Annotated in this window: 18 protein-coding genes; 10 read left to right on the forward strand and 8 right to left on the reverse strand. The window is 59.5% G+C overall.

Annotated features, from left to right (window positions below; all coding sequences use genetic code 11):
• Positions 1–107 precede the first annotated feature (107 nt).
• Positions 108–1388 carry a plasmid replication protein RepC gene (gene repC / locus J7394_RS18180; protein ID WP_081940158.1) on the forward strand — a complete coding sequence of 427 codons (1281 nt, stop codon included), beginning with the start codon at positions 108–110 and terminating at the stop codon, positions 1386–1388.
• A gap of 12 nt (positions 1389–1400) precedes the next feature.
• Here repC and J7394_RS18185 read toward each other — a convergent pair whose 3' ends face one another.
• Entirely contained in the window at positions 1401–2510 is a 1110-nt protein-coding gene (locus tag J7394_RS18185) for a tyrosine-type recombinase/integrase (RefSeq protein ID WP_008335646.1), read from the reverse strand.
• A 113-nt stretch (positions 2511–2623) separates the two neighbouring features.
• Between J7394_RS18185 and J7394_RS18190 the strand changes: the two genes are divergently transcribed.
• Together J7394_RS18190 and J7394_RS18195 are read left to right on the forward strand one after the other, a co-directional pair.
• Positions 2624–3508, forward strand: coding sequence for a DUF1403 family protein (locus tag J7394_RS18190; RefSeq protein WP_084353839.1), 885 nt, complete (start codon positions 2624–2626; stop codon positions 3506–3508).
• Positions 3509–3510: 2 nt separating this feature from the next.
• The gene (locus tag J7394_RS18195) at positions 3511–4107 is read left to right on the forward strand and encodes an SMC-Scp complex subunit ScpB (protein ID WP_133840908.1); all 597 of its coding nucleotides are present in this window, start codon (positions 3511–3513) and stop codon (positions 4105–4107) included.
• Positions 4108–4202: 95 nt separating this feature from the next.
• On the opposite strand, the gene J7394_RS18200 is transcribed toward J7394_RS18195, so the two are convergent.
• From J7394_RS18200 to J7394_RS18220, 5 genes are all read right to left on the reverse strand, one after another.
• The gene (locus tag J7394_RS18200; protein ID WP_084353837.1) at positions 4203–5042 is read right to left on the reverse strand and encodes a hypothetical protein; all 840 of its coding nucleotides are present in this window, start codon (positions 5040–5042) and stop codon (positions 4203–4205) included.
• Positions 5043–5055: 13 nt separating this feature from the next.
• Positions 5056–5973, reverse strand: coding sequence for a nucleotidyl transferase AbiEii/AbiGii toxin family protein (locus tag J7394_RS18205; protein WP_084353836.1), 918 nt, complete (start codon positions 5971–5973; stop codon positions 5056–5058).
• Complete coding sequence (locus J7394_RS18210) at positions 5963–6793, reverse strand: type IV toxin-antitoxin system AbiEi family antitoxin domain-containing protein (protein ID WP_084353844.1); 831 nt, start codon at positions 6791–6793, stop codon at positions 5963–5965. The genes J7394_RS18205 and J7394_RS18210 overlap by 11 nt, the downstream gene beginning before the upstream one ends.
• A 246-nt stretch (positions 6794–7039) precedes the next feature.
• Positions 7040–7621, reverse strand: a complete 582-nt coding sequence (locus J7394_RS18215; protein WP_235866649.1) for a plasmid pRiA4b ORF-3 family protein — start codon at positions 7619–7621, stop codon at positions 7040–7042.
• A gap of 111 nt (positions 7622–7732) precedes the next feature.
• Positions 7733–7936, reverse strand: coding sequence for a hypothetical protein (locus tag J7394_RS18220; RefSeq protein WP_209255198.1), 204 nt, complete (start codon positions 7934–7936; stop codon positions 7733–7735).
• Between the two features lie 101 nt (positions 7937–8037).
• On the opposite strand from J7394_RS18220, the gene J7394_RS18225 reads away from it, so the two are divergent.
• The 3 genes from J7394_RS18225 to J7394_RS18235 are packed head-to-tail and all read left to right on the forward strand — an operon-like array spanning position 8038 to position 14043.
• Entirely contained in the window at positions 8038–10566 is a 2529-nt protein-coding gene (locus J7394_RS18225) for a TerB N-terminal domain-containing protein (RefSeq protein ID WP_133840909.1), read from the forward strand.
• The gene (locus J7394_RS18230) at positions 10559–11866 is read left to right on the forward strand and encodes an ATP-binding protein (protein ID WP_084353833.1); all 1308 of its coding nucleotides are present in this window, start codon (positions 10559–10561) and stop codon (positions 11864–11866) included. The genes J7394_RS18225 and J7394_RS18230 overlap by 8 nt, the downstream gene beginning before the upstream one ends.
• Before the next feature lie 5 nt (positions 11867–11871).
• Positions 11872–14043 carry a DEAD/DEAH box helicase gene (locus J7394_RS18235; protein ID WP_084353832.1) on the forward strand — a complete coding sequence of 724 codons (2172 nt, stop codon included), beginning with the start codon at positions 11872–11874 and terminating at the stop codon, positions 14041–14043.
• A gap of 43 nt (positions 14044–14086) precedes the next feature.
• Here J7394_RS18235 and J7394_RS18240 read toward each other — a convergent pair whose 3' ends face one another.
• Both J7394_RS18240 and J7394_RS18245 read right to left on the reverse strand, forming a co-directional pair.
• Positions 14087–15832, reverse strand: a complete 1746-nt coding sequence (locus J7394_RS18240; RefSeq protein ID WP_084353831.1) for an ATP-binding protein — start codon at positions 15830–15832, stop codon at positions 14087–14089.
• Positions 15833–15841: 9 nt separating this feature from the next.
• Positions 15842–16765, reverse strand: coding sequence for an SIR2 family protein (locus tag J7394_RS18245; RefSeq protein WP_152460852.1), 924 nt, complete (start codon positions 16763–16765; stop codon positions 15842–15844).
• Positions 16766–17347: 582 nt separating this feature from the next.
• Between J7394_RS18245 and J7394_RS18250 the strand changes: the two genes are divergently transcribed.
• The 4 genes from J7394_RS18250 to J7394_RS18265 all read left to right on the forward strand — a co-directional run bounded on the left by J7394_RS18250 (position 17348) and on the right by J7394_RS18265 (position 21576).
• Positions 17348–17686, forward strand: a complete 339-nt coding sequence (locus J7394_RS18250) for a DUF736 family protein (protein WP_037207756.1) — start codon at positions 17348–17350, stop codon at positions 17684–17686.
• Positions 17687–18320: 634 nt separating this feature from the next.
• Positions 18321–18497, forward strand: coding sequence for a hypothetical protein (locus J7394_RS18255; protein WP_165198475.1), 177 nt, complete (start codon positions 18321–18323; stop codon positions 18495–18497).
• A gap of 525 nt (positions 18498–19022) precedes the next feature.
• Positions 19023–19643: a helix-turn-helix domain-containing protein gene (locus tag J7394_RS18260; RefSeq protein ID WP_180888404.1), complete on the forward strand. Its 621-nt coding sequence runs from the start codon at positions 19023–19025 to the stop codon at positions 19641–19643.
• Positions 19636–21576, forward strand: coding sequence for a relaxase/mobilization nuclease domain-containing protein (locus tag J7394_RS18265; RefSeq protein ID WP_180888390.1), 1941 nt, complete (start codon positions 19636–19638; stop codon positions 21574–21576). The genes J7394_RS18260 and J7394_RS18265 overlap by 8 nt, the downstream gene beginning before the upstream one ends.
• The last annotated feature ends 15 nt before the right edge of the window (positions 21577–21591 follow it).

The following is a 21591-nucleotide window of genomic DNA, read 5'->3' on the forward strand; positions in this document are numbered from 1 at the left end:
GTTTGGTCACCTTCAAGATAAGTCTCGCAGGATTCACTGTCAACGACGAACGCTCCTGAGCGAACGGCTTTCTTTTGCCTCCACATAAACGGAGGTGAGATACAGGCATGAAACATACAGGTTGGCGCAAGCCGACACCGGGTCTTGGGGTTGCTGAGCAACTTGCCCAAGCCGGTGAACGGGTAGCAGTACCCAAAACACGGGCATTCGTGGCACTTAAGCGCGTGGGGGCACATATCGGCTTGAAGGCCGGAGACATGTTGCTCCTCGACACGCTCGGGGCCTTTACCCAGGCCCAGGACTGGGAGGAGGGGCAGCGTCCGATCGTCTGGGCGTCGAACGCCTATCTGATGGAGCAAACGGGTTTTTCGCTGTCTGCCCTCAAGCGCCACGCGCGGCGCCTTGCTGAGATCGGCGTGATCTCCTTCCAGGATAGCCCCAATGGCAAGCGGTGGGGCCGCAGAGACGTCGATGGCCGCATCGTCGAGGCCTATGGCTTCGATCTGTCGCCGCTCTCAGCCCGTGTCGAGGAGTTCGAGGAGCTTCATGCTGAGTTGCAGGCTGAACGCGAGCTCTGCCTACGCCTGAAGCGCCAGATCACTGTGGCGCGCCGGATGATCCGAGCCCGGATCGAGGCAGCTCTCAGCAGCGCTCTGCGTGGGCCCTGGAGGCAATTCACGGGGCTTTTTGAGGAGCTTCTGGAACGACTTCCGCGCCGTCATGAAGCTTCAGAGCAGTTGGAGCGGCTATTGGCATGGTTCAAGGAACTCCAAGAACGGGTCGAGGCGGCTTATCTTAAGGCGACTGTTGCGACAAAACCTGTGGAAAACACCGATGATAAACACGCCCAAGTCACGAAGAAGACTCAAGAAATGAACCCCAGGGAGGTCATTTCTGAACCTCATATACTAATTACAAACCAACTTAATCCTGTAACTAGTAATTCCTCTGAAAAAGAGGAAGCGGCGGGTGTGGTGCCTAATGCCCAACCCGAAGAGCGGGTTGATAGGGAGCTGGAAGACTGGGTTGCCGAGGTACGCAAGAAGCGGACAGCGCTCGATCTGCCGACAATCATGCAGGCCTGTCCGGAATTCGCATCCTGGGCGCGGAATTTGGGTGGATTCCTGAAAGATTGGGGCGATCTGCACCGGGTTGCCGGTCAACTCAGGCCGATGATCGGGATCTCTGAGCATGCCTGGAACGTGGCGCAGGACCGAATGGGCACCCAGGTGGCCACGGCCGCGTTTGCCCTCGTCTTCGAGAAGCACAGTGCGGGCGAGGTTGCCTCGCCGGGCGGCTATCTGCGGGGCATGGTCGAGAAGGCCGGGGCAGGGGAGCTGCATCTCGAGCGCAGCTTCTATGGTAGGCTCAGTGGGCAGGCGGCGTGATAGGGCAGGGGCTCAGAGACCGGCGGCTTTGGTCAGGTTCACCCGGAACCGGTCCCGGCGGCGCTGATAGCGGCGGGTCATCTCGGCGGAAGCGTGGCCGAGGTGTTTCTGGACGTAGCGCTCGTCGACTTCGGCGGAGCTGGCGAGACCGGCGCGCAACGAATGGCCGGAGAACAGCGCCAGGCGGTCTTTCTCAGGCAGGTCCGACCGGATGCCGGCGTCGAGCACGGTGCGCTTGATCAGGCGCGCGACGTGTTTGTCGTTGAGGCGTGTCTCCAGCGCCTTCTTGCCGTCCCGCGAGGTGCCGACAAAGATTGGGCCAAAGTCGATCTTGGCGAAGTGCAGCCATTGTTCGAGCGCATGGACAGGGCAGGTCTGATCCTTGGAGCCGCGGCCGATCTCGACCTCGCGCCAGCCGGTCTTGGCATTGAGGGTGAGCAGGGTGCCCTTGTCGAACACTTCAACCCAGCCGCCCGAGTCCGGCGTGTCGTCCTTGTGGACATCGAGGCTGACGATTTCCGAGCGACGAAGGCCGCCGGCGTAGCCCAGCAGCAGGATCGCGCGATCCCTGAGGCCGCGCAGGTCAAAAGGCAGGGTGGCCACCATCGCAAGGATGTCATCGGCCAGGATCGCTTCCTTTTGCACCGGCGGACGGGCGTGTTTGCGTTTGATCCCGGCCAGCACGGTGGCGATATGGCGGTTCTTGCGATCGAGGGCAAAGCCGCGCTGCGCATAGTTCCAGGCAAGGCCCGACAGGCGGCGGTCGATGGTGCTGACCGATAGGGCAGGGGAGGGGCCCGCTCCGGACGCCAGGTCCGCAAGGTAGAGCCCGATCATTTCGGGCGACGGGGGCAGAGTCTCCGCGCCCTTCATCCGGCACCAGCGCGCGAAATGCGCCCAGTCTTTCGCATAGGCCTTCAGCGTATTGTCCGAGGCCGCGGCGCGCGCATAGTCGCGCGCGGTATCCACCAGCCGATCGAGCGTGCCTGAACCAGCCACAAAGGAAGGAAGGCTCAAAGCCTCGCTGCTGGGATGATCTCTCTCGTTGTTCTCGCTGACCGAAGGCCCATTTGGCGGCTTTGAGATCGATTTCTCGTTGTTTTCTGACATGTCGCTGAGCATATTCTTTGGTGTCCGATAATGCAAACTTATTGGACATAGCGCGATCTTGCAGGCTGCGGCGGTTCTAACGCTATTTTCTGGTGAAAAGCGCCGCGATGACGTAGGCTCCAAGCATGACATATGCTCGGCTCGATCACACCAGCGACCTCGACACATTACCCCGGATGCCCGCCTGGGTCACCTCAGCGCGGGCTGAAAGCCTTGAAGATGTTGCGTTTTTGTCGGGCGCAGCGCTGAGCCACCTGCATGTTGTGCTGGAGCGCGAGGAGGTGCCCCAAGCCTTGTTGCGGGATCGGCTCGCGCTGCGCGCAGCGGAGGCCTGTGTCGCGTTTTCGGGGCGCCTGGAGAGAGCAGGGGATCTGCGCGACGCGGTGCATTTGTTGCGTTCTGGCGATCTGCCGGGACCGGCTGGCGAGACCTGCCTCGCCTGGCGGCGCGCGGTGGAGCGGCCGGTGTCGACCAAGGCTCTGGATCGAGCCTTGCCGGCCTTCGAGTCGGGCAAGATCGCGATGTGGCTCAATGCAGGGAAGGGGGCGCCGGTGACTCGGGCCGCGATGGTGCTGGAGGCGGTGCTGACGGAGGCGCCACGCGCTGACGTAGCTTCGCTGGTCCTCGCGGATGCGGCTCTCGCCCAAACATTCGGTTGGGATCATCTCGTGCCGTTGTTGGCCGCGGGTCTGAAACGTGCCGACCTGCGCAAGCAGGGCGACGATTTGCGTCTCGTCTGTCATCGGGCACTCATCTTATCGGCGGTCGAGGCTGTGCGTCTCTCCGCCGACCTCGCGCGTCGGGCGGCACACCTAAAGGCCGTTGCGCCAAAGCTTCGCGCCAAGGGAGCGGATGCCGCTGTCGAGATGTTCCTCACCCGCGATGCCGTGGCACCTTTGGCCTTGCCCTTGTCGGATCGCGCCGCGCGGCGGCTTTGCGACCGACTGGTCGATCTCGGCGCGGTGCGCGAGCTGACAGGGCGAGACACGTTTCGGCTCTACGGGGTGTAGCGATGGCGAAGGATCGTTCAGAGCCGGACCTGGACCGTGAGTTGGCCGACCTGCCGCCTGAGCTGCGCTGGCGGGAATGGATGCGCCGGATCGAGGCGGTGCTGTTTGCCTCGGCCTCGCCGGTGCCGCGCGAAGACCTGGCGCGCGTGGTGGGGCAGGGGGTCTCGGTGGATCTGTTGGTCGAGGATCTCGTCGCCGATCTGGAAGGGCGGGCCTTCGAGATCGCCCAGGTCTCTGGCGGCTGGATGTTTCGGACGCGGGCGGCCTACGCTCCCGCGATCCGGGTCGCCGCGGATGTCGAGGATCAGCTACTCGACCTGAGTGAATTCGACGTCGCGGTCTTGGCCGCCATCGCCTATCACCAGCCGATCACGCGCGACGGGCTCAAGGACATCTTCGGCAAGGAGATCAGCCGCGACCTGATCGGTCGGCTGCATGCGCGCGACTTGATCGGGACCGGGCCACGATCGCCGCGCCGCGGTGCGCCATACACATTTGTGACGACCGAGCAGTTCCTTGTTGCATTTGATCTGGAGACTCTCGCGGATCTGCCAGAGCGGGAGCAGTTGGAGGACGCAGGTCTGGATGGCGGGTCATAGGAATGGTTGCGGGCTGGCGATCCCCGTATTGGCCAAACGGTGAGGCATGTCGTGGACATTTCGTGACGCTCTCAGTTGTGACTTGTTGAGAGAACTCAGGCTTCGATCCTGAGCCCTCTGAACAGAGCTTCCCAAGGGTCCCCATCCTCGGTCATCGCGCCCGGTTCCAGGTTTGCTATGTTCTCGTCGATGACTGCGTTGTGGTAGTTCTTGAGCCAGCTGTATTTGCGCCGCACCGTCGCGTTGGGACTGTCGGCGAGACCGCTCTCCACCAACGTTTTGTGCCTACCCAGAAACTCGATCCAGCCGGCGTATTCGCCGTCGAGCTCGCTCAGACTGGCGCGAAGATAGTCGATGTAGTGGAGGCCTGACTCGTCCTGGCGCAGGAGGTTGTTCAGGTGACGCTCTTCATCCTCATAGGAATGTCCTTCCCGCCAAAGCGTTTGGTCCTGTCGGTGGCGTTCGATGACATCTTCATGGATCGCAATGCGCGGGAAGATGACCTCGCCTTCTTCCATGAAATAAGCCTGAACGAGGGCAGGCCCAAACACCGGACCACTGAAGTCGATGCCGAGATGCATAGGGCCGATGGTCATCGCGCCGCGCACCATTATGCCGTTCGCCACGCATTCGATCTGGATGTGCAGCAGATCGATGAGTTCCCAGACCAAAGGGCCAGCCTGGTACTGAGTTTCAATGGTTCTGGTTCTTACGATCGCGTCAGACACGATCTCTGCATGGACTTCGCTGATCATCCGCATCTCGTCGGAGCGGGTGGGCGGCGTGGCATCCCCTTCGGACACCCTGCGAAACATCGAAAGCAAGTGCCTGATCTCTGCACCGCTTCGCGTGTGCAGGAGGTTCCTGAAACCGAGGACATCAAAAAAGGTCACAAGGCATTCTTCGTAGTCGGGGTCGTTCTCGAAATCAGTCATCTCTGGTCCATCTTCAGCCGAGGAGCTTCTCCAACTCTTCCCCTTGGGCGGCATGCTTCTTGGGGTTTTCTGCTTTCAGCTTGTTCACGTTGATGAGCTTCCATCGGACCGCTGGAAGCTCGGCCGCTTGAGGGCGGTCGATCGCGTCGAAGTCTGGATCGCCGTCATGCAGGGTTCTCAGAAACCTCTTCGCGCCCTCATCCAAGCGGGATTGGATATCACCGATCAGGCGGTCGCGCGTTGAGACCAATTCCGTTAGGTCGACTGCTTCCTTCGTCATGCCCTCGAATTCCCGCGCGTAGGGCTGATCTAGATCGATCAGGTTTGGATTCAGCAGTTCGTGCGGCGGGCGTGGTGAACTCGCGAGGTAGATCAGAAACGTGCGGAACAACTCGTCGGTAAACCCTTCGTTCTCGTAGAGCAGTTTAACGTCGTAGAGGTCTCGCGGGTGCTGGCGATCTAGGGCCGCATGTAGCTTGCCGCCGAACAAATCCTCGAAGGAGACGATGTTCATCGTCGCATATCCGAACGCCTCCTCGACGGCTTCGGAGACTTCGCGTTGTTCCGGATCATGCACGACGCCCCGGGTAACGGGGGAGGTTTCGATTTTGATTTCGGCTGTGCCGAGGCGGGCGAGCGCACGCGTGGCGCCGCCGCCACCGCCGGCAATTCGCTGCGCTTTGGCGCCGGCGATGCCGCCTTCGATGGCGGCGGTAATCCGGTCCATCGCGTCGTTGATCTCGACGAGGCTGTCGGCGCGGTCCTTGACAGGCAGATAGGTCAGATCGATATCGACCGAGAGGCGCGGAAGGTCGCGATAGAAGAGGTTGATGGCCGTCCCGCCCTTGAGCGCAAATATCTCCTCCTTCGCCACATATGGAAGTACCCGTACGAGCAGGGCCACTTGGGCGGCATAGTCTTCACGCGCCATCACCACGTTCCTTTCTTACAAACTCTTCGGGCACCATGATCCTGTAGCGTGGATGTATCTTGCCGCCTTTGACCAATGCGCGATCCCCGCTGCCGAGGTCGAAGTCTTCCGGATCGAGACGCTTGCGCCAGGCATGGTCGTGGCGGTCGGCGAACACGAAGAACAGGCGTTTGACCTTGATCTTCTTGCAACTTCTGAGCAGTGCCGAGAGGGTTCTTGGGCGCAACGTCGTCAGGCTTTCGAACACCATGTCGAGGTTGTGAAAGCTCTCCTGATCCGGCAACTCGTCAAGCGCTTCGAGGATGGCGCGTTCCGGCGAGGACATCACCAGTTTCCAGTCCCATGGCAGGGACGATGCTGTCTCGTTGAGATTATTTCGCGCGTCATTGACACCCAACTCTGGATCGGAGAACAGCGATACGCTGCGTGTGCGGAGTTCGGTGTTGAGCGGCAGTTTTTCGAGCCAGTTGGGGATTTTTGAGCCGTAGAGCCAGACTGTGCTCTTGTCGCCGAGTGAGAGGTAGTGCGCATAGCCTTGCAGGCCCAATGCCGTCGCCCCCCCGATATGGACAGGGTAGTGCATGATGTGCTGGAGCGAGAGCAGGCTGGTCTTCCAGTCGAGCGTATTCGTGGTGGCGCTGCTTGGTGCGGGACGGCGGAACACTCCGCGTCCTAGGCGTTCTAGCCAGCCGCGTTGCACATAGCCGTAGGACGAACGCCGACCTATCCCGTGGTGCTCCAGCCAGGCGGAGTCCACGAGGAACCCCGTGGGGACAGCCTCAAGAAGACTCTTTAGTTTTTCGTGTTCTTGTCCACTCATGGGCGACATAATGATGTATTTTTAAAGATGCCGCCACTTGTTTCTGTGATAACCTGTGAGATAGTCCGTCAAGGATCGACAAATTCTGGAATTTTCAAAGAGACTGGTGGTTGTCAGCTCTGAAGCTCACCAGCAAAGCAGGGCGTGGATGCCCTCGGAGGGCTGAGAAGACATCCGGCCATTCGGATCGAACAGTCGAAGCTATGTGCCCCTGTCGAAGCCGCTGCGCCAAACCAGAGTCAGGTTTCACTTTCGATTGTGGCGTTCTTTTGCCCATACAAACATCGCACCGACGGCAGCATTGGCTTGCTGCACGCTGAACACTTCCGGTTCGAACGCGCCCGCCCATTGCTTTGTATCGCGATGTTCCGGGTGGTGTTTGTCGGTCAGCGCGTCGAGAAACTCTTCGTAAGAGTAGGGTCCTCCACAGTCCTCTGGCGGGCAGGCTCGCTCTCCGTCAACACAGGCGGGAAAGTCCAGATCTGGTCTTCCGGTTGGTTTGCTAAACTTCTCAACGGTGACGAGATGCCGCCAGCCATCGCCGAAATCATAAGTGTATGTGAACTGACTGCCTTTCTTGACCAGCTTTCCAAGAGTAAACCTCTTCTCGTCCTTCCGCCCATCGGTAGGGTCCCAGCTGTCGTCACTTTCGTCGCGGGCCTCGAACCTGTCTTCGCCAATCTCGAACTCATGCAAATGATAGTCTTGCCAAGGCATAGCGCCCTGGAGAACGGAATGCAGGATGTCCAAGCTGATGTCATTCGGCACGACGATACGGCGCCAGATGGGTGGTTTGATGCCAACCAGTTCGATTTTCAGCTCAATCAAAGTGTGTTCCGCCTGTCTCAATGGCCCTGCCGTTGAAGTAACTTTTGATTCTTAAGTTGAAGCATTCAAGGGGAACATTGGCCCCTCCCGCCCTTTGGCCAGGACCGCGCCCTACTCGGTCGGCTGCGCGCAGCCGCCCTCCCCGAGCTGAAACGCCGCCTCTCCCTGCGACGTGCCGCTGGCCCGGCCGTCTCCTCCGGAGCCAGCCCGACCAGCCGTCGCATGGTCGTGGCAACGCTTCATCTCGGCCGTTCCGGTTACGGTCACTGGGGCAGGGGTGTGCCCGCAACGGTGCGAACAGATGTATGTGGCCATCGGCCCAATCAAGCATAAAGCATGGGAAGTGCTTCAACCATGACGTTAGTCGTTGCAAAGATGGCTGTGCAAAATAGTGTGGTTCGGAGAGGGTTCCGATAATGTCTTCAATAATCAAGTTTTTCCGAATTACATTCTTTCTCGTCCTGTATTTTTTCTTATGTATGGTCGTGGTGACCACAATGCTTCAGGGTTGGCCGATTGGCGGCCAGATGTTGTTTGCATTTGGTGTTCCCGTCATTCTGGTCTGGTGGCAAGAAAAACGGAGATCGCGGAAAGTCGCTGCAAAGGCGCAAGCTGAGGGGAGTTCCGAAAATCTACCCCCCCGACCTGAGCCGGTGCCGCGCCCAAGTGCCTACGACAAGCGTATCGAGCGTGAGCGCGAACGAACTCGCGAAGCCAACGCGTCCAAACAGCCGGCTGCCGTGCAGGCTTACTCCCCACCAAAGCAGGACTACGCTGAAATCGTTCGGGCTGGAAAGTCTGCGGCGCCGGCACTTGCCGCGGCCGCTGAACGAAATCAGCCCTCGCGAGTGGCATCGAGCGCATCGGTCCGATCATCGAAAAGCGGGTGGGTCCCGTCTTATGAAACAGCTAGCGTCGCCGGCCGCAACATCGGCGGGATGGTCTATGTCGGCACGGCTCCCTTGCTGAACACCTACGGGTATCGTGACAAGTGCCGAGCCTATATCGATCCGTCTCTGTCTGTCGCGCGCTCTGGAGCCGACAAAGCTGGTGAAGGTATGCCTTACTGGCCCGGATACGCGGATATCTCACCTCAGTGCCGGGCGACCTACCTCGACTGGTTGGCCAGCGGGCGCAACGACGCCTCCTACAACCCCGGATACATGTTCCTGTACTTCTACGGGCTGGAGCGTCGCTTCTTCGTCGATCAGTCCAACGAAGATGCCAAGGATATCGTCCAGGAAGTTCGGCGGCTGCATTCACTTTACCCTGACAACCACTCCGTCAGGCGCTATTTGGGTGAGTTCCTCGACATTGCGATGCTTGCCGAAACCGACCTCGACGCTATCGAACCGATTTTCGAGAAGCAGGGCTGGGAACTTCCGTTCTCACTCAAATACGCAATCGGAGCTCGGATCGACAAAGGCGAGAACCTGACGGCTGACTGGTTGCTGAGTTGGTTCATCTGCCATCCGGAAACAAATCTGAGAACTCCCGCGACGCGGTGCCGTGACGAGTTCGTCGCTCTTTTCCGTATGCGGTTTGATCGGCGTTTTCCTGATGGGCTCAAAGTGACAAAACCCCGGAAATCACTCACGGCATCCTATCGCGCCGCCTCCAGCGAGTTTCAGGGGTCAGTCAATCCGACCGTGGATGGCAAACCCGTGCCCGACATCTCCGGCTTGCGCAAGCCGGTCGAGATTGCGCAAGAGCTGGCTGACGAGGTGATGAACGACCTCGACAAGCTCAGTCGCTTCCTGGGCCGAAACCCTGACGGCCGCGGAAGTGTGGAAGCGCATGCCTTGCTACCCTCTGAACTTTGGGATGCTTTCCCATCAGAGGAAATGGACCGCTTGAAATCTTGGGCAAGCGATATCGTCGATCGCGGGGGATTGGTGCCGCTTGAGGAGGTGATCGGACGACTGGAGGGAGAAACGAACGAGAAGATCGGAAAACGGCAAATGACAGGAGCCGCCGACGCGCTCGCGCGCCTCGGTTTCGGTCTGGCGCCCGACCCTCGGTTTGCGCTCCGGTCGCCCAAGACGGAGGAGCCTGTTGTGCTGTTTCGTCTGGGCGAACCCATCGAAAGACTGGAGGACGTTTCCGACAGCTATCGAAGCGCCTTGATCGAATTGGCACTTGGGTCGTTAGTCGCCCATGCTGATGGTCGCATCGCGGAGCCTGAACGCAGGGCGTTGGAAGATCAGGTTTCTGCCACGGCCCTCAGCGATCAGGAACGCCGCAGGCTGCGTGCAAACCTTGAATGGTTCCTGGCCGTGCCACCGGACATGACGCTTCTGCGGCGCAAACTGAAGGAGGTGGGCCAAGACAGCCAAGCCGCTATGCGGGCAGCGCTGGTCGGTGCAGCACATGCCGATGGCATTATTCACTCCGACGAAGTCGCAAGCATCGAGAAAATCTACAAGGCTTTGGGACTTGATCCTGCGCTTGCCTACACCGACCTGCATGCTGGCGAAGTTGCGGATGGTCCACGCACTGTTCGCGCGTCGCAACCGGGTCGCCCGGGCGAAGCGATACCCGCGCTCGAAAAAGCCAGCGGACCGAAACTCGACGCTTCACGGATCGCAGCAATTCGTTCGGACACAGAGCGCGTGTCGTCCGTCCTCGGTCAGATTTTCGATGTCAAAGAGGAAGAAAGTGGTGCCTCCGCGCCTGCCAGCCAAAGCCAGCTGGTAGGGCTTGACCCGAAACACGGCGCCCTTGTCCTCGAACTGGTCACTCGAGAGCATTGGTCTGAAACCGAGTTCGAGACGATCTGCGCCTCGCATGGGTTGATGGCATCCGGGGCTTTGGAAGTCGTGAATGAATGGGCTTTTGAGACCTACAACGAAGCACTGCTCGACGAGTATGATGGATATGACGTGTCTCTGGAAATTGCGGAGGCGGTAAAAGAAAAGATGAGTGCGGAGGGCAGGGATGTCTAAGTTGAAACCACGTGAACGCGATGCAATCGTACAGGCGCTTCGGGCCGGGGTCGTGCCCAAACTCGGTTTGCGCCATATTCAGGTTGGCCGCGTCCGAGAGATTGAAGAGCTCGTCAAGGACATGGACCGGATATCCGATGGCGGATCGGCGATCCGGTTCATCATCGGGGAGTACGGATCGGGCAAGACGTTCTTCATGAACCTGATCCGCCTCGTGGCTCTGGAGAAAGGCCTGGTCGTGATGTTCGCGGATTTAGCGCCAGATCGGCGCATTCACGCGACCGGCGGACAAGCTCGCGGGCTGTATGCCGAGATGGCCCGAAACCTCTCGACGCGGACCAAGCCCGATGGCGGGGCATTGGCCAGCGTGGTGGAGCGATTTGTCAGCCAGGCTCACCGAGATGCTGAAGAACGGGATTTGCCCACGGGGACCGTCATTCGTGAACGCCTTGGCCACTTTGAAGAACTTACCGGAGGGTTTGAGTTCGCCGAAGTCATCCGTCGATATTGGGAAGGCCATGAGACCGGCGACGACGAGTTGAAATCCGCAGCCCTGAGATGGCTGCGCGGCGAGTTCGCGACACGCACCGACGCGCGCAAAGCACTTGGTGTGCGAACGATCATCGACGACGCCAGTGTCTATGACCATCTGAAGCTGATGTCGGCATTCGTGTGCGAGGCCGGGTATAAAGGATTGCTGGTCGGCCTCGACGAGATGGTGAACCTCTACAAGCTCACTTCGTCGCAGGCCCGCAATGCAAACTACGAACAGATCCTCCGGATCCTGAACGATGTGCTGCAGGGTAGCGCCGAGAACCTCGGATTCCTTATGGGTGGAACCCCGGAGTTTCTGATGAACACCCGTCGAGGGCTCTATAGCTACGAAGCCCTTCAATCGCGTTTGGCCGAGAACACCTTCGCGCGGGACGGATTGGTCGACCTTTCAGGACCGGTTGTCCGGCTGGCCAGCCTGACCCCTGAAGATCTCTTCGTTCTTCTGGCCAATGTGCGGCGGATCATGCAGGACGATGCCGGTGCTCTGCCGGACGACGCGCTCGAGGCCTTCATGGCGCATTGTTCGGACCGGATCGGTGAAGCTTACTTCCGCACCCCGCGCAATACGGTGACGGCATTCGTGAACCTGCTTTCCGTGCTTGAGCAAAACCCCGGTGTCGAGTGGAGCGATCTGATCGAAAAGATCGAGGTCTCCGAAGACCTCGGCGAAGACATGAACGAGGTAGACGAGTCGACTGGTGCCCAAGACCCCGGTGACGATGATCTGATCAGCTTCAAGCTCTGACGCCGATGAGCAGTGCGTTCGACAAACTGGCGAGGCCTGTGCAGAAATGGATACGCCAGAAAGGTTGGCGCGAACTTCGCGACATCCAGGCGCGATCCATCCGGACGATCTGCGAATCCAATGCCGATTTAATCGTTGCAGCTTCTACGGCGGGCGGAAAGACCGAGGCGGCGTTCCTGCCGTTGATTTCACAGGTGCTTGACGAGCCGTCGGGCGGCACCGGCTTCGACCTGCTCTACATCGGTCCGCTGAAAGCCCTGATCACGGACCAGGCCATGCGGCTGGAGGGCATCTGCCAGGAAGCAGAGCTTCCGGTTGTTCCCTGGCACGGAGATGTCTCGCAATCCATCAAGACGCGCGCGTTGATATCTCCAAAAGGGATCCTTCTGATAACCCCAGAGTCCCTTGAGGCGCTTTTCATTCGTCGCGGTTTGGAAATTGCCCGCCTGTTTGGGGCGACACGGGCGGTCGTGATCGACGAGCTGCACACAGTTCTGGACAGCGAACGCGGTGTCCAGCTTCGTTCACTGCTCACACGGCTCGAGCTCGCGATAAAGCGCCCAATCCGTCGGATAGGTCTGTCAGCTACGCTAGGCGACATGGACCTCGCTAAGGCCTATCTTCGCCCTGACGCCGCAAACGCTGTCCAGCTGATCGAAGCAGATGGCGGCGAGGCTGAATTGAAGCTTCAGCTTCGCGGTTACCTTTCCGGCGATGAAGATGAAAACAGCCCATCCGCAACGGACGCGATCGCAGCACATCTTTTCAAACACCTTCGAGGCAGCGACAACCTGGTCTTCGCCGGAGCGCGTCAACGGGTCGAGATTTACGCAGATCGGTTGCGGGAGCTTTGCGAACGGGAGCACCTGCCACAGGAATTCTATCCCCACCACGCGAGCCTCTCCCGAGAACACCGTGACTTCGTTGAGCGGCGCTTGAAGGACCCTGCGAAACCGACGACAGCCGTTTGCACATCGACGCTCGAGCTTGGAATCGACATCGGTGACGTGACCTGCGTGGCTCAAATCGGTGCGCCATTCAGCGTCGCCGCGTTGCGACAACGGCTTGGCCGATCAGGCCGGCGTGAAGGACAGCCGGCCATTCTCAGGCAGTATGCTGTCGAAGCCAAGTTGACGCCGGAGAGCAGTTTCGTGGATCGTCTTCGCCTCGGCCTGATCAGGTCCATCGCGATGATAGACTTGCTGCTGGAAGGCTGGTGCGAACCTCCAAAACCTCAGGCGCTTCATCTCTCGACGCTCGTCCACCAGATACTGTCAGTCATAGCGCAGCGCGGCGGTGCGTCTGCAAGCGTGGTCTACAATGTGCTCTGCCGCGAAGGCCCCTTTCGGAAGGTCACAACCGAAGTCTTCGCAGATGTGTTGCGTGCAATCGGCCACCCAGAAACCGGCTTGATCGAACAGGTCGGCAGCGGGCTGTTGCTTTTGGGACCCGCGGGCGAAAAACTGGTTGAGCATTACAGCTTCTATGCGGTGTTTCAGACGCCTGAGGAATTCCGGTTGGTCGCAGAGGGGCGGGACCTTGGAACCCTGCCGATCGATAATGTTCTTGCCCCTGGGATGCTATTAATATTCTCTGGGCGACGTTGGGTTGTTCAAGAAATCCATGATCGTGAAAAGGTCATCGTCGTCAAACCCGCGAAGGCTGGTGTGCCGCCCGTCTTCGGCGGCGATGCGGGGGACATTCATGACAAAGTGATCGACCGAATGTTCGCCGTGCTCGAGGGGGATTCCAGCCCAGCTTACATGGATACAGTCTCTTTGATGATGCTCGAGGAAGCGCGTGCTCACTATGAACAGCTGGGGTTTAGGGCCAATAACCTACACACCATTGGCGAGCATACATCAGTCATTGCGACGCGGGTCGGTACTGTGAAGACATCAACCCTCGCGCTAGCACTGAGAAGTGAGGGGTTTTCGGTCGAACTGCATGACGGGTTTCTGATGGTGGAGGCCGGGGACGAAACCCCCGATCTTCAAACGGTACTAGCGCACATTCGATCTGGCGAACCTGTCGATCTGTTCGCTGGAGCTGGGAATTTAATGTCGGAGAAGTTTCATCCTTACCTGTCGCAGCCCCTCTTGGAGTTGGATGCAATTTCTTCCAAGCTTGCGCCCGATACTCTTACCGCGATGGTCGGTAGAATCGTCCCAGCATAATATGTGCGGCAATACTCGTTGACTGTTTTCATCGCTCCTAGGGCTAGTGATTGCTTTGTCTCCGCCAAGAAAGGACGGCATCTTCCGTTCCCGCAACTGGTGCCGCGTCACTCCAACGATCCCAGAAATTGACTGTCGCGCTATTGGGCTTGAAGCGCGGCTCGGACACCACAACTCGCGTCGGAAGCAAGCTCGCATCGCCGACCACCAATGCCTCACCGATGTCGAGGACCGGTAGAAGATCACCAAACCCGCCGAGGCTGTCAGGCAGCAACCGTTTGATCACGGATTGATCGTCGCCGTTGGTCAGCCGCATCGCAATGACATTGTTGCACTGGCTCAGAACGGTGCGGTTCACTTCGGATGGTCTTTGGCTGATAACCACTAGTCCAACACCGTATTTCCTGCCTTCTTTGGCGATCCTCTCGAAAATCCCGACAGAGATCTCATCGGCTGACTCTGACGATGCACGCTCCGGGATATACAGATGTGCCTCATCGCAGAACAATGCGATGGGATGACGGTTGTCTGGTGGCGTCCACTGGCTGACTGTGAATATCAGCCGAGCAATCAAGCTGACCATGAGCGGCAGGATGTCGGACGGCACTTCCGAGAAATTGATGATCTTGATCCCACCCTTGCCATCAGCTTGCGATCCGCGCCCGCCTATCAGGAAATGCGTTACCTCCGACAGCCAGGCCATATCCATACAGGCTGCTGGCGGCTGAAATATGAACCCAAGCCTGCGATCATTTCGTTTGGCTTCAAATCGCGCGATTAAGCGGCTGAGCTTGTCGAAGTATGGTCCTTGCTTATCCTTGTTGTTAGCGCCCGGAACCATTTGTTCGTTCAAGTCAGATAGTTGCTTGTGGACACTGTCGATATCGAAAGGCACGGGGCTATCGATAGTGAAATTTGCAAGAATGTCGGCGTGTTTTCCCGGATCAAGCATTGCGCGCTTCGCATCGGTGATACAGCGCGTCATGAGCATGGCTTGGTTCGGAGCGTTCTGATCGGACCGATCTACAAACAAAGCGACCAATGCCTCATAGCCGAGAAGCCAGAACGGTAGATGTAGAACACCGTCGGCCAGTCGGCGATCGTGTCCAATGTCCCCCGGCCCAGCGATGCGTAGATGCCGAAACTCGTCGCTATCGAGGGTCTGGTACTCACCATGGATATCGAACAAGATTACGTTGGCTTGTGGAAGACCGGCAATCTGGTCTAGGAGCCGCGCAGTTGTGTACGATTTGCCGCTGCCAGTGCTACCGACCACGATGGCATGACGTTGGAACAGACGGTTGCCGTTCAAGAAGGCCCGCGCGTCCTCGTCCAAAGCATAGCGACCAAGATCAAGCTGCGGGCCGTCGCCGGAAACCTGCGAAATGACCTGCATGAAGTCTGTCAGGCGCTGACCTTCCAAGGAAAAGCAATCCGCATCGATTTCGGGCACAGTCTCTAGGGTGCGCTTAAAGACGTTCTCTTTCAGCCCCTCCTTGTCTACGAGTGTTCCAATCAGAGCGACCCGAACGAGGTTGTTTTCGGGGAGCGCGGCTTCCGGATCCTCCTCAGACCCGTCTATTGCAGTTTCGTCACCTGCTTTGCGTGTGATGCGCGAAACTATCCCGATTAAGTGCTGCCCGGCTTTCGAGCTTCTGATCGCGGTCAACCGATTGACCTGAATCCGTTTGAGGCGTTCAAGTTCATCGACTCGCACCGTCACAGTGGCAGTATCGACGGCAATAATTTTGCCGAGACTTTCATCATCGTTGAAATCAAGTATGCCCAACTCTTCCTCCTAAAACCCAATCAATTCGTTCAATGCAGGCAACTCCCAATATTTGCCCCCGATAACAACAATACCGTCTGGGCTGTCACGGTTGTAAACCATCGTCCCCTCATCGTGGTTCTCGAGCGCGAGGTAGTGACGCCCGGCGTTGTTCTTGAGAAAATCCTTGGCTTCGGGCGTTAAGGTGCGCGCTGCGACAAGGATGGGAACGTCATGCACACGACAACGCGTCATCAGCTTCGGATGGATATGGCCGTCGCGGAACCCGTATCCTATGCAAATGAATGCGGTCGCGGCACTCAACACACGATCGGCGCCCTGTATCGCGCTCCGAAAGGGCTCGTCGTGCGTCCGCTGATATTTGCTTACACCTGGCGTGACGATCAACGGAACCAAACCATCGGGCAACTCGCTCGTCATCGGTAGCGACATCACACCCCCATGCGGGTCTGAAAACCAATCAAGAGACCCGTGGACTTTCCAGACTGTGACCGTCCGCGCCAAATTGGCCCCTTGTTTGAAAATCAGATTCTCCGCCCCATCGGCCCGTCGCAGATAGCCCGGAAGGAAACCCGTGTTGTGGATGTAGCCGCCTGAATCGGCTGCATACTCTGCAACGCGGTCGTAGTTTGTTGTTACGACATGGATATTGCGGTTTGTACTTCGGAATAAACCTGTGAATAGGGTGCGGAGCGGAAAAATGGTCTCGGTCTTTATAGCTGATTTGAGCAGGCTATAATCGCCCTGAGCGATGAAGTCCCAGGTACTTCGGACAATCTTGACAACCAAGGAGTCGGGTAGAGGCTTGTTTTCTAGTGCTGCTTCTAAATGATCTCCAGCGGCCAAGGCTGTTCTAACAAGTGTCCAGGCATCGACTTCCGGTCCATCGTCGGCCTGTACATTATCGCGGAGCCAAACGGCCAAATCCCCCATGCCACGAATGCCATGCGGTATCGAGGCCCCGCTGCCCAAGACTATCACTGGGCTATGCTGTGCACAGTTTTGGCACTGCTTTGCGAGTTCTTCTAGTTCCAAAGCTATTTTGCCTCACTTCTTGTACTTCGGCTTAGTTTGTCTGTGCCCGAAAACGATTTGGTCCAAAATTTCGCTCTTACGATACCCCCGGTAGCACTTCTTTGTCACAGCAAGTTTTCGCTGTCGTCGCAAGGTGGGTGCGTCGGGAATCTGGCAAGTGACATGGATCCGAAAATGCCTGCTCCAGCTATGATCCATGCATCAACATGCGCCCTCTGGCATCTTTGACGGCTGTTCACCATCCTTCCTTAGCGGCCAACGCACTTCTCCCTTTGTCTGAGTTGCATGACATGCTGGTCGCAGCTGTCGTCCCGTCCACAAAGGTTGCCGCCGATCTTTTTCCCCTGACCCTGCGGGTCATTCCTCGCGGAGCAAAAAGACCGGCACCTGCCCCTCTCCGCTACGCTTCGCCTTCGGTGTGCCCGGGCCTTGGCCAGCTGCAAGGTGACCATCATTGCAACGCAAACAAGGAGAAGAGCAATGACCACGAACTGCATCAAATTCACCAGCGCCGACATCGAGACCGCCAAGGGCACAGGCTCCATCTCGACCCTGACCTTCGACCTCGACATCACGGTCGAGCCCGTCGCGAGCACGAACCCGATGGCCCCCACGCACCGCGTCCTCGGCCGCTCCCCGCGCGGCAAGCTGGTCGAGTGCGGCGGCATCTGGAAGAAGCAGAACAAGGAGACCGGTGCCGACTACTACACGCTGACCATCCGCGACCACGGCTTCAACGCCAACCTCGGCAAGGCCGCGAACCAGGACGATCTGTCCCTGCAGGCCGTCATCCCCTGGGGCCCGAAAGACGCCGCCTAAGCCAAGGGCCAGACCGCTCCGGCGGTCTGGCTATTTCTCGTTATGAGGAATGGCAGCGGTTCGGGTCCGAAACCCGTGTCAGAAGGATGCGGCATATTTCGGACGCTGACACCGAGGCGGATAGTCTGACTGGATCGATCGCAGAAGCAGCTTTGATCGTTCTGTTGAGGGACAGAGTGGATCGCGCGAACCCGAGGGTGAGCCGAAAGTCAGCAGGGGAAAAATGGGAGCCCACTGTGCGAGGTAAGCGCACCCCTTCTCTCAGTCGAGCAACCCGCGCTTGGGTCGTGTTGGCGAGGCTGCCAGGGTGCCGAACTCACCCTTTGCCGCGAGGGTGTAAACCGCAGATCAACGTCATGCGTCCGGGGGGCGACGTCTCACGTCAGGGCCACCGTCGCGCGCCTTTCCGTCGACCTGTTGGCCTCTCAGATCGCTAGCCCGGGGTCGAGCGGCCGGCAACGCTGGGGGCAGGTTTCTGGACGGCTGCGCCTTGAGCGCTGCGGTGCACCGCTCACAACAAACCTGCCCCCGGCGTGCTCCATTTCATTCCGCCCCGTGCCGGGTGCAGCCCGCTCTCATGCCCCCGGTCTTTTCCACGATCCGTCCAACGACGATCAACGGAAAGGATCACACCATGACACTCGAACAATCCATCGACCTCGCCGAACTGCAAGCCGACATGGCCTTTGATGCCTACCTCGCCGCGTTTGATGAAGACGCCCATCCCGAGACACTCGACAGCCTCGAGACCGAGGCGCTGATCGCCCGCAGCCGCTACGACGACCTGCGCTCTCAGGGACTGGGTCACTGACCCAGACACCCCTGCGGGTCTACTGATCCGCAGGGGTTTGACACCGTCTCTCAGAAGCTTCGTGACGCCCTCGAATGGTGGGACCCGCGCTATCTCGCGCGGGCCGTTTTCGTGTTCTTCGCGCCCGATCCGTTACCGGCTCGGGCGCTCGGTTTGCCTGACATCGCGTGCTGCTCCAGCGCAAGTTTAGGCAGATTAATTCGACCAGATTGCCGCGCATCGATGAGGACGGCGGCGTTCCATGTCGCGCTGCGGAGCAGTCTTGACTGCACCCTATTGCCAGCAAAAAGACACAGCATGCAAAACGTTATATTGCGCAATGTGATGTATTGAAGTATAAGCAAAGGAGAGAAGGAAGACGTTGGCAGGATATGGCCAATGTTTGCACATTTTGTCCGAGGGGTCTGTCATGGGCGTTTCCCGCAAAGCTGAATGCTCCGCCGCACGCGAAAGCGATTGCGAGCAATCGCTGCCTCGCGCGCGTCTGCGCATGCAATCTTTTTCTGGCAGCGGGAGAACGCCCTAGTGCCGAGGCCAGCGAAAAACCTGAAGCTTGAGCAGCGCATCGAAGTCGCGCGGCGCTTTGCGGCGGGCGAAAGTGCCAAGGAGCTGGCGGCGGCGTTCGGCATCTCTGCGCGCCACGTGAACCGGCTCGCGAAAGAGGAGGCGGGCGAGGGGATCACGGTGCGCGATCCGAGCGAGACAGTGGCATTCCGGGCAAGCCGATCCGAACTGGAGGCCTTCGATGCGGAGTGGCGCGAACGGGGTTTTGCCAACCGGTCGCAGGCGTTGAATGCGGTGCTGCGCGGACGGTGCGGATTCCTCGATGTGCCCCGTGATCTGGTCGCGGAATTCTGTGCAGCGTGGCGTCAGGCGAAGGATGTGAGCGACGCCGGACTGATGCTCGCCAAGGCGGTCCATCGCGGTCGGCTGGAGGTCTCGGAGGCAGACCGCGCGGTGCTGATTGATCTCCTTGATCTGGCGCAATCCATGAGCCGTGAATTGGGCCGGATGAAAGATGCGGCGCAGGCGATGCGTCATCAGGAGTGGCCACAAAAGGAAGAAGGGCAGGGGGCGGAGAGCGCGGTTCTGGAGGACGGTTCGCCCGTGACAAACGGCGGTCTGAGGCTGGTGCGCAGTGGCTGATCCCCTCGCCCTCTACGCCTCGGTCATGGGCCGGCTCTGGGAGGATGAGCGCATCCGGGGTCAGGCCGCAGCGCGGATCGACGCGCGGCTGGCGGGGCGTCGGCAGGGGCGGAGTTTCTCGCGCGTCGGATCCATGTCGGCGCGCAACGCGCTGAAGGCTGCGTCGGGTCAGAGCCGGGCGGCGGTCTTCAAACGGATCCGGGCGGGAGGCTGCAAGACGCGCGCGTCGCTCGGAGCGCAGATCTCCTACATCAACGACAAGGCGGTCTACACCTACTCGACAATGACCAATGCGCTGACCGATGCGGCGGTGCTGTCTGAGGGGCAGAAAGAGGACATCATCGAGGATTGGGCCGGGACCTGGCGCGGCTCGACCAAGCTCGGCTTCACCTCTCACATGTTGCTCTCCTTCCCGACCGACGTGACGGTCGATCAGGTGCGCGACATCGCCATGGATTGGACGGAGCATTTTTTCGAGAGCGGCGAATACGGCGATCAGTGGGACTATGTGCTCGCGGTCCATGACGACCGGGCGCACAAACACGCCCACATCATCCTGAACAATCGCGGCCTCGAGAAAGGCACCTGGTTCTCTTGCTGGGCCGAAGGCGTGATGTCGCCGCAGCTCATGCGCGAGAAACAGGCCGAGATCGCGGAACGCTACGGCGTGATGCTTGATGCCACCACGCGGCTCGAGCGCGGCATCTTCGAGAAACCCGCCGGGATCGAAGAGATCTACCGCGCCAAGGAAGAGGCCCGCCTACCGCGCGAGATCGCCCTGACGGCCCAGGAAACCGCCATGGCGCAGGCGCAGGTGGTGGGCTTCGCCAAGGATTACAAGAACCTCGCTGACCTGCTGGACCGGATGGACCAGCGCCACATGGCCCGCGCCCTGCGCGGCATGGCGGAGGGGCTCGGTTCCGGCGCGCCGTGGAACTTCACCGAAGGAGAGATAGACATGAAGGACATCAAGACCGTCGGTGATGCGATCGACTATTCCGAGCGCACGATCGAGGCGCTCAGGCTCAAGGCCGAGGAACTGGACCCGGCCGAGTGCGCCGCATTCGAGGCCAAGGCCGCGCCGATCATCGCGGATCTCTCGCAGATGGTGCCCGACCCGGAGCTACGGGCGCGCTTCGGCAAGCAGCTTGAAGAACCCTATCCCCCGGGGGCGGGCAGCGTGGTGCTGATCGGCGCGCTGCAGTCCGGCAATGACGAGGGGTTGCGCGATGTGCTCGAGAGTGCCGAAGAGGCAGGCATGGACAGCGAGGAGCTGGTGGCCCGGATCATGGCCGGCGGCACGCGGAACTACGGTATGGCGCAGGACTGGGTTGAGCGCGACATGAATGCGGTGCTGGCCAAGGACGGTCTCAGCGTGGAGACCGCGAGTGACGACCAGCTCGATGCCGCGCTCGAAAAGGTCGACGGCGTGATGGACGCACTGATGGAGCGGGCGAAGGAACTGGGCGTCGAGATCGGCCGAACCCTCGCGGACGAAGAGGAGGCGACACTGCCCCTCATCGACGAAGACGACCGGACGCCCAATCCCTACCTGCAGGACCTGGCCGACATGCTTCGGGACGGCAAGCTCACCGAGGAACAGGAAGAGGTGGTTGAGCGGACCCTGCAATCCGAGCTCTTCAAGGAGTTGGGTGAGGAGGGTTTGGCTGCACTTCGCCGCGGCAACTACGAGGTGCTGGACGCGGCCCTTCCGAGCAAGCTCGACCAGATCACCGTCACGCAGGAATTCCTCGAGATGACGTTTGAGGAGACCGGCGACCAAGTCTTCACCGACCGCGCCGCCGGGTTGCAGCAGGACAAGGCGACGGAGGTGGCGCGGATGCGCGGCCAGCAAGAGGCGCAGGAAATGGGGCGTGAACTTGCCCGAAACAAAACACTAGATCGTGGTCTCGATGACGAGATGGAATTCTAAGGGGGAGATGACAAC

Origin of the sequence: Ruegeria sp. R13_0 (assembly GCF_017743995.1) — a bacterium.
In the GTDB taxonomy this organism is placed as follows: Bacteria; Pseudomonadota; Alphaproteobacteria; order Rhodobacterales; family Rhodobacteraceae; genus Ruegeria.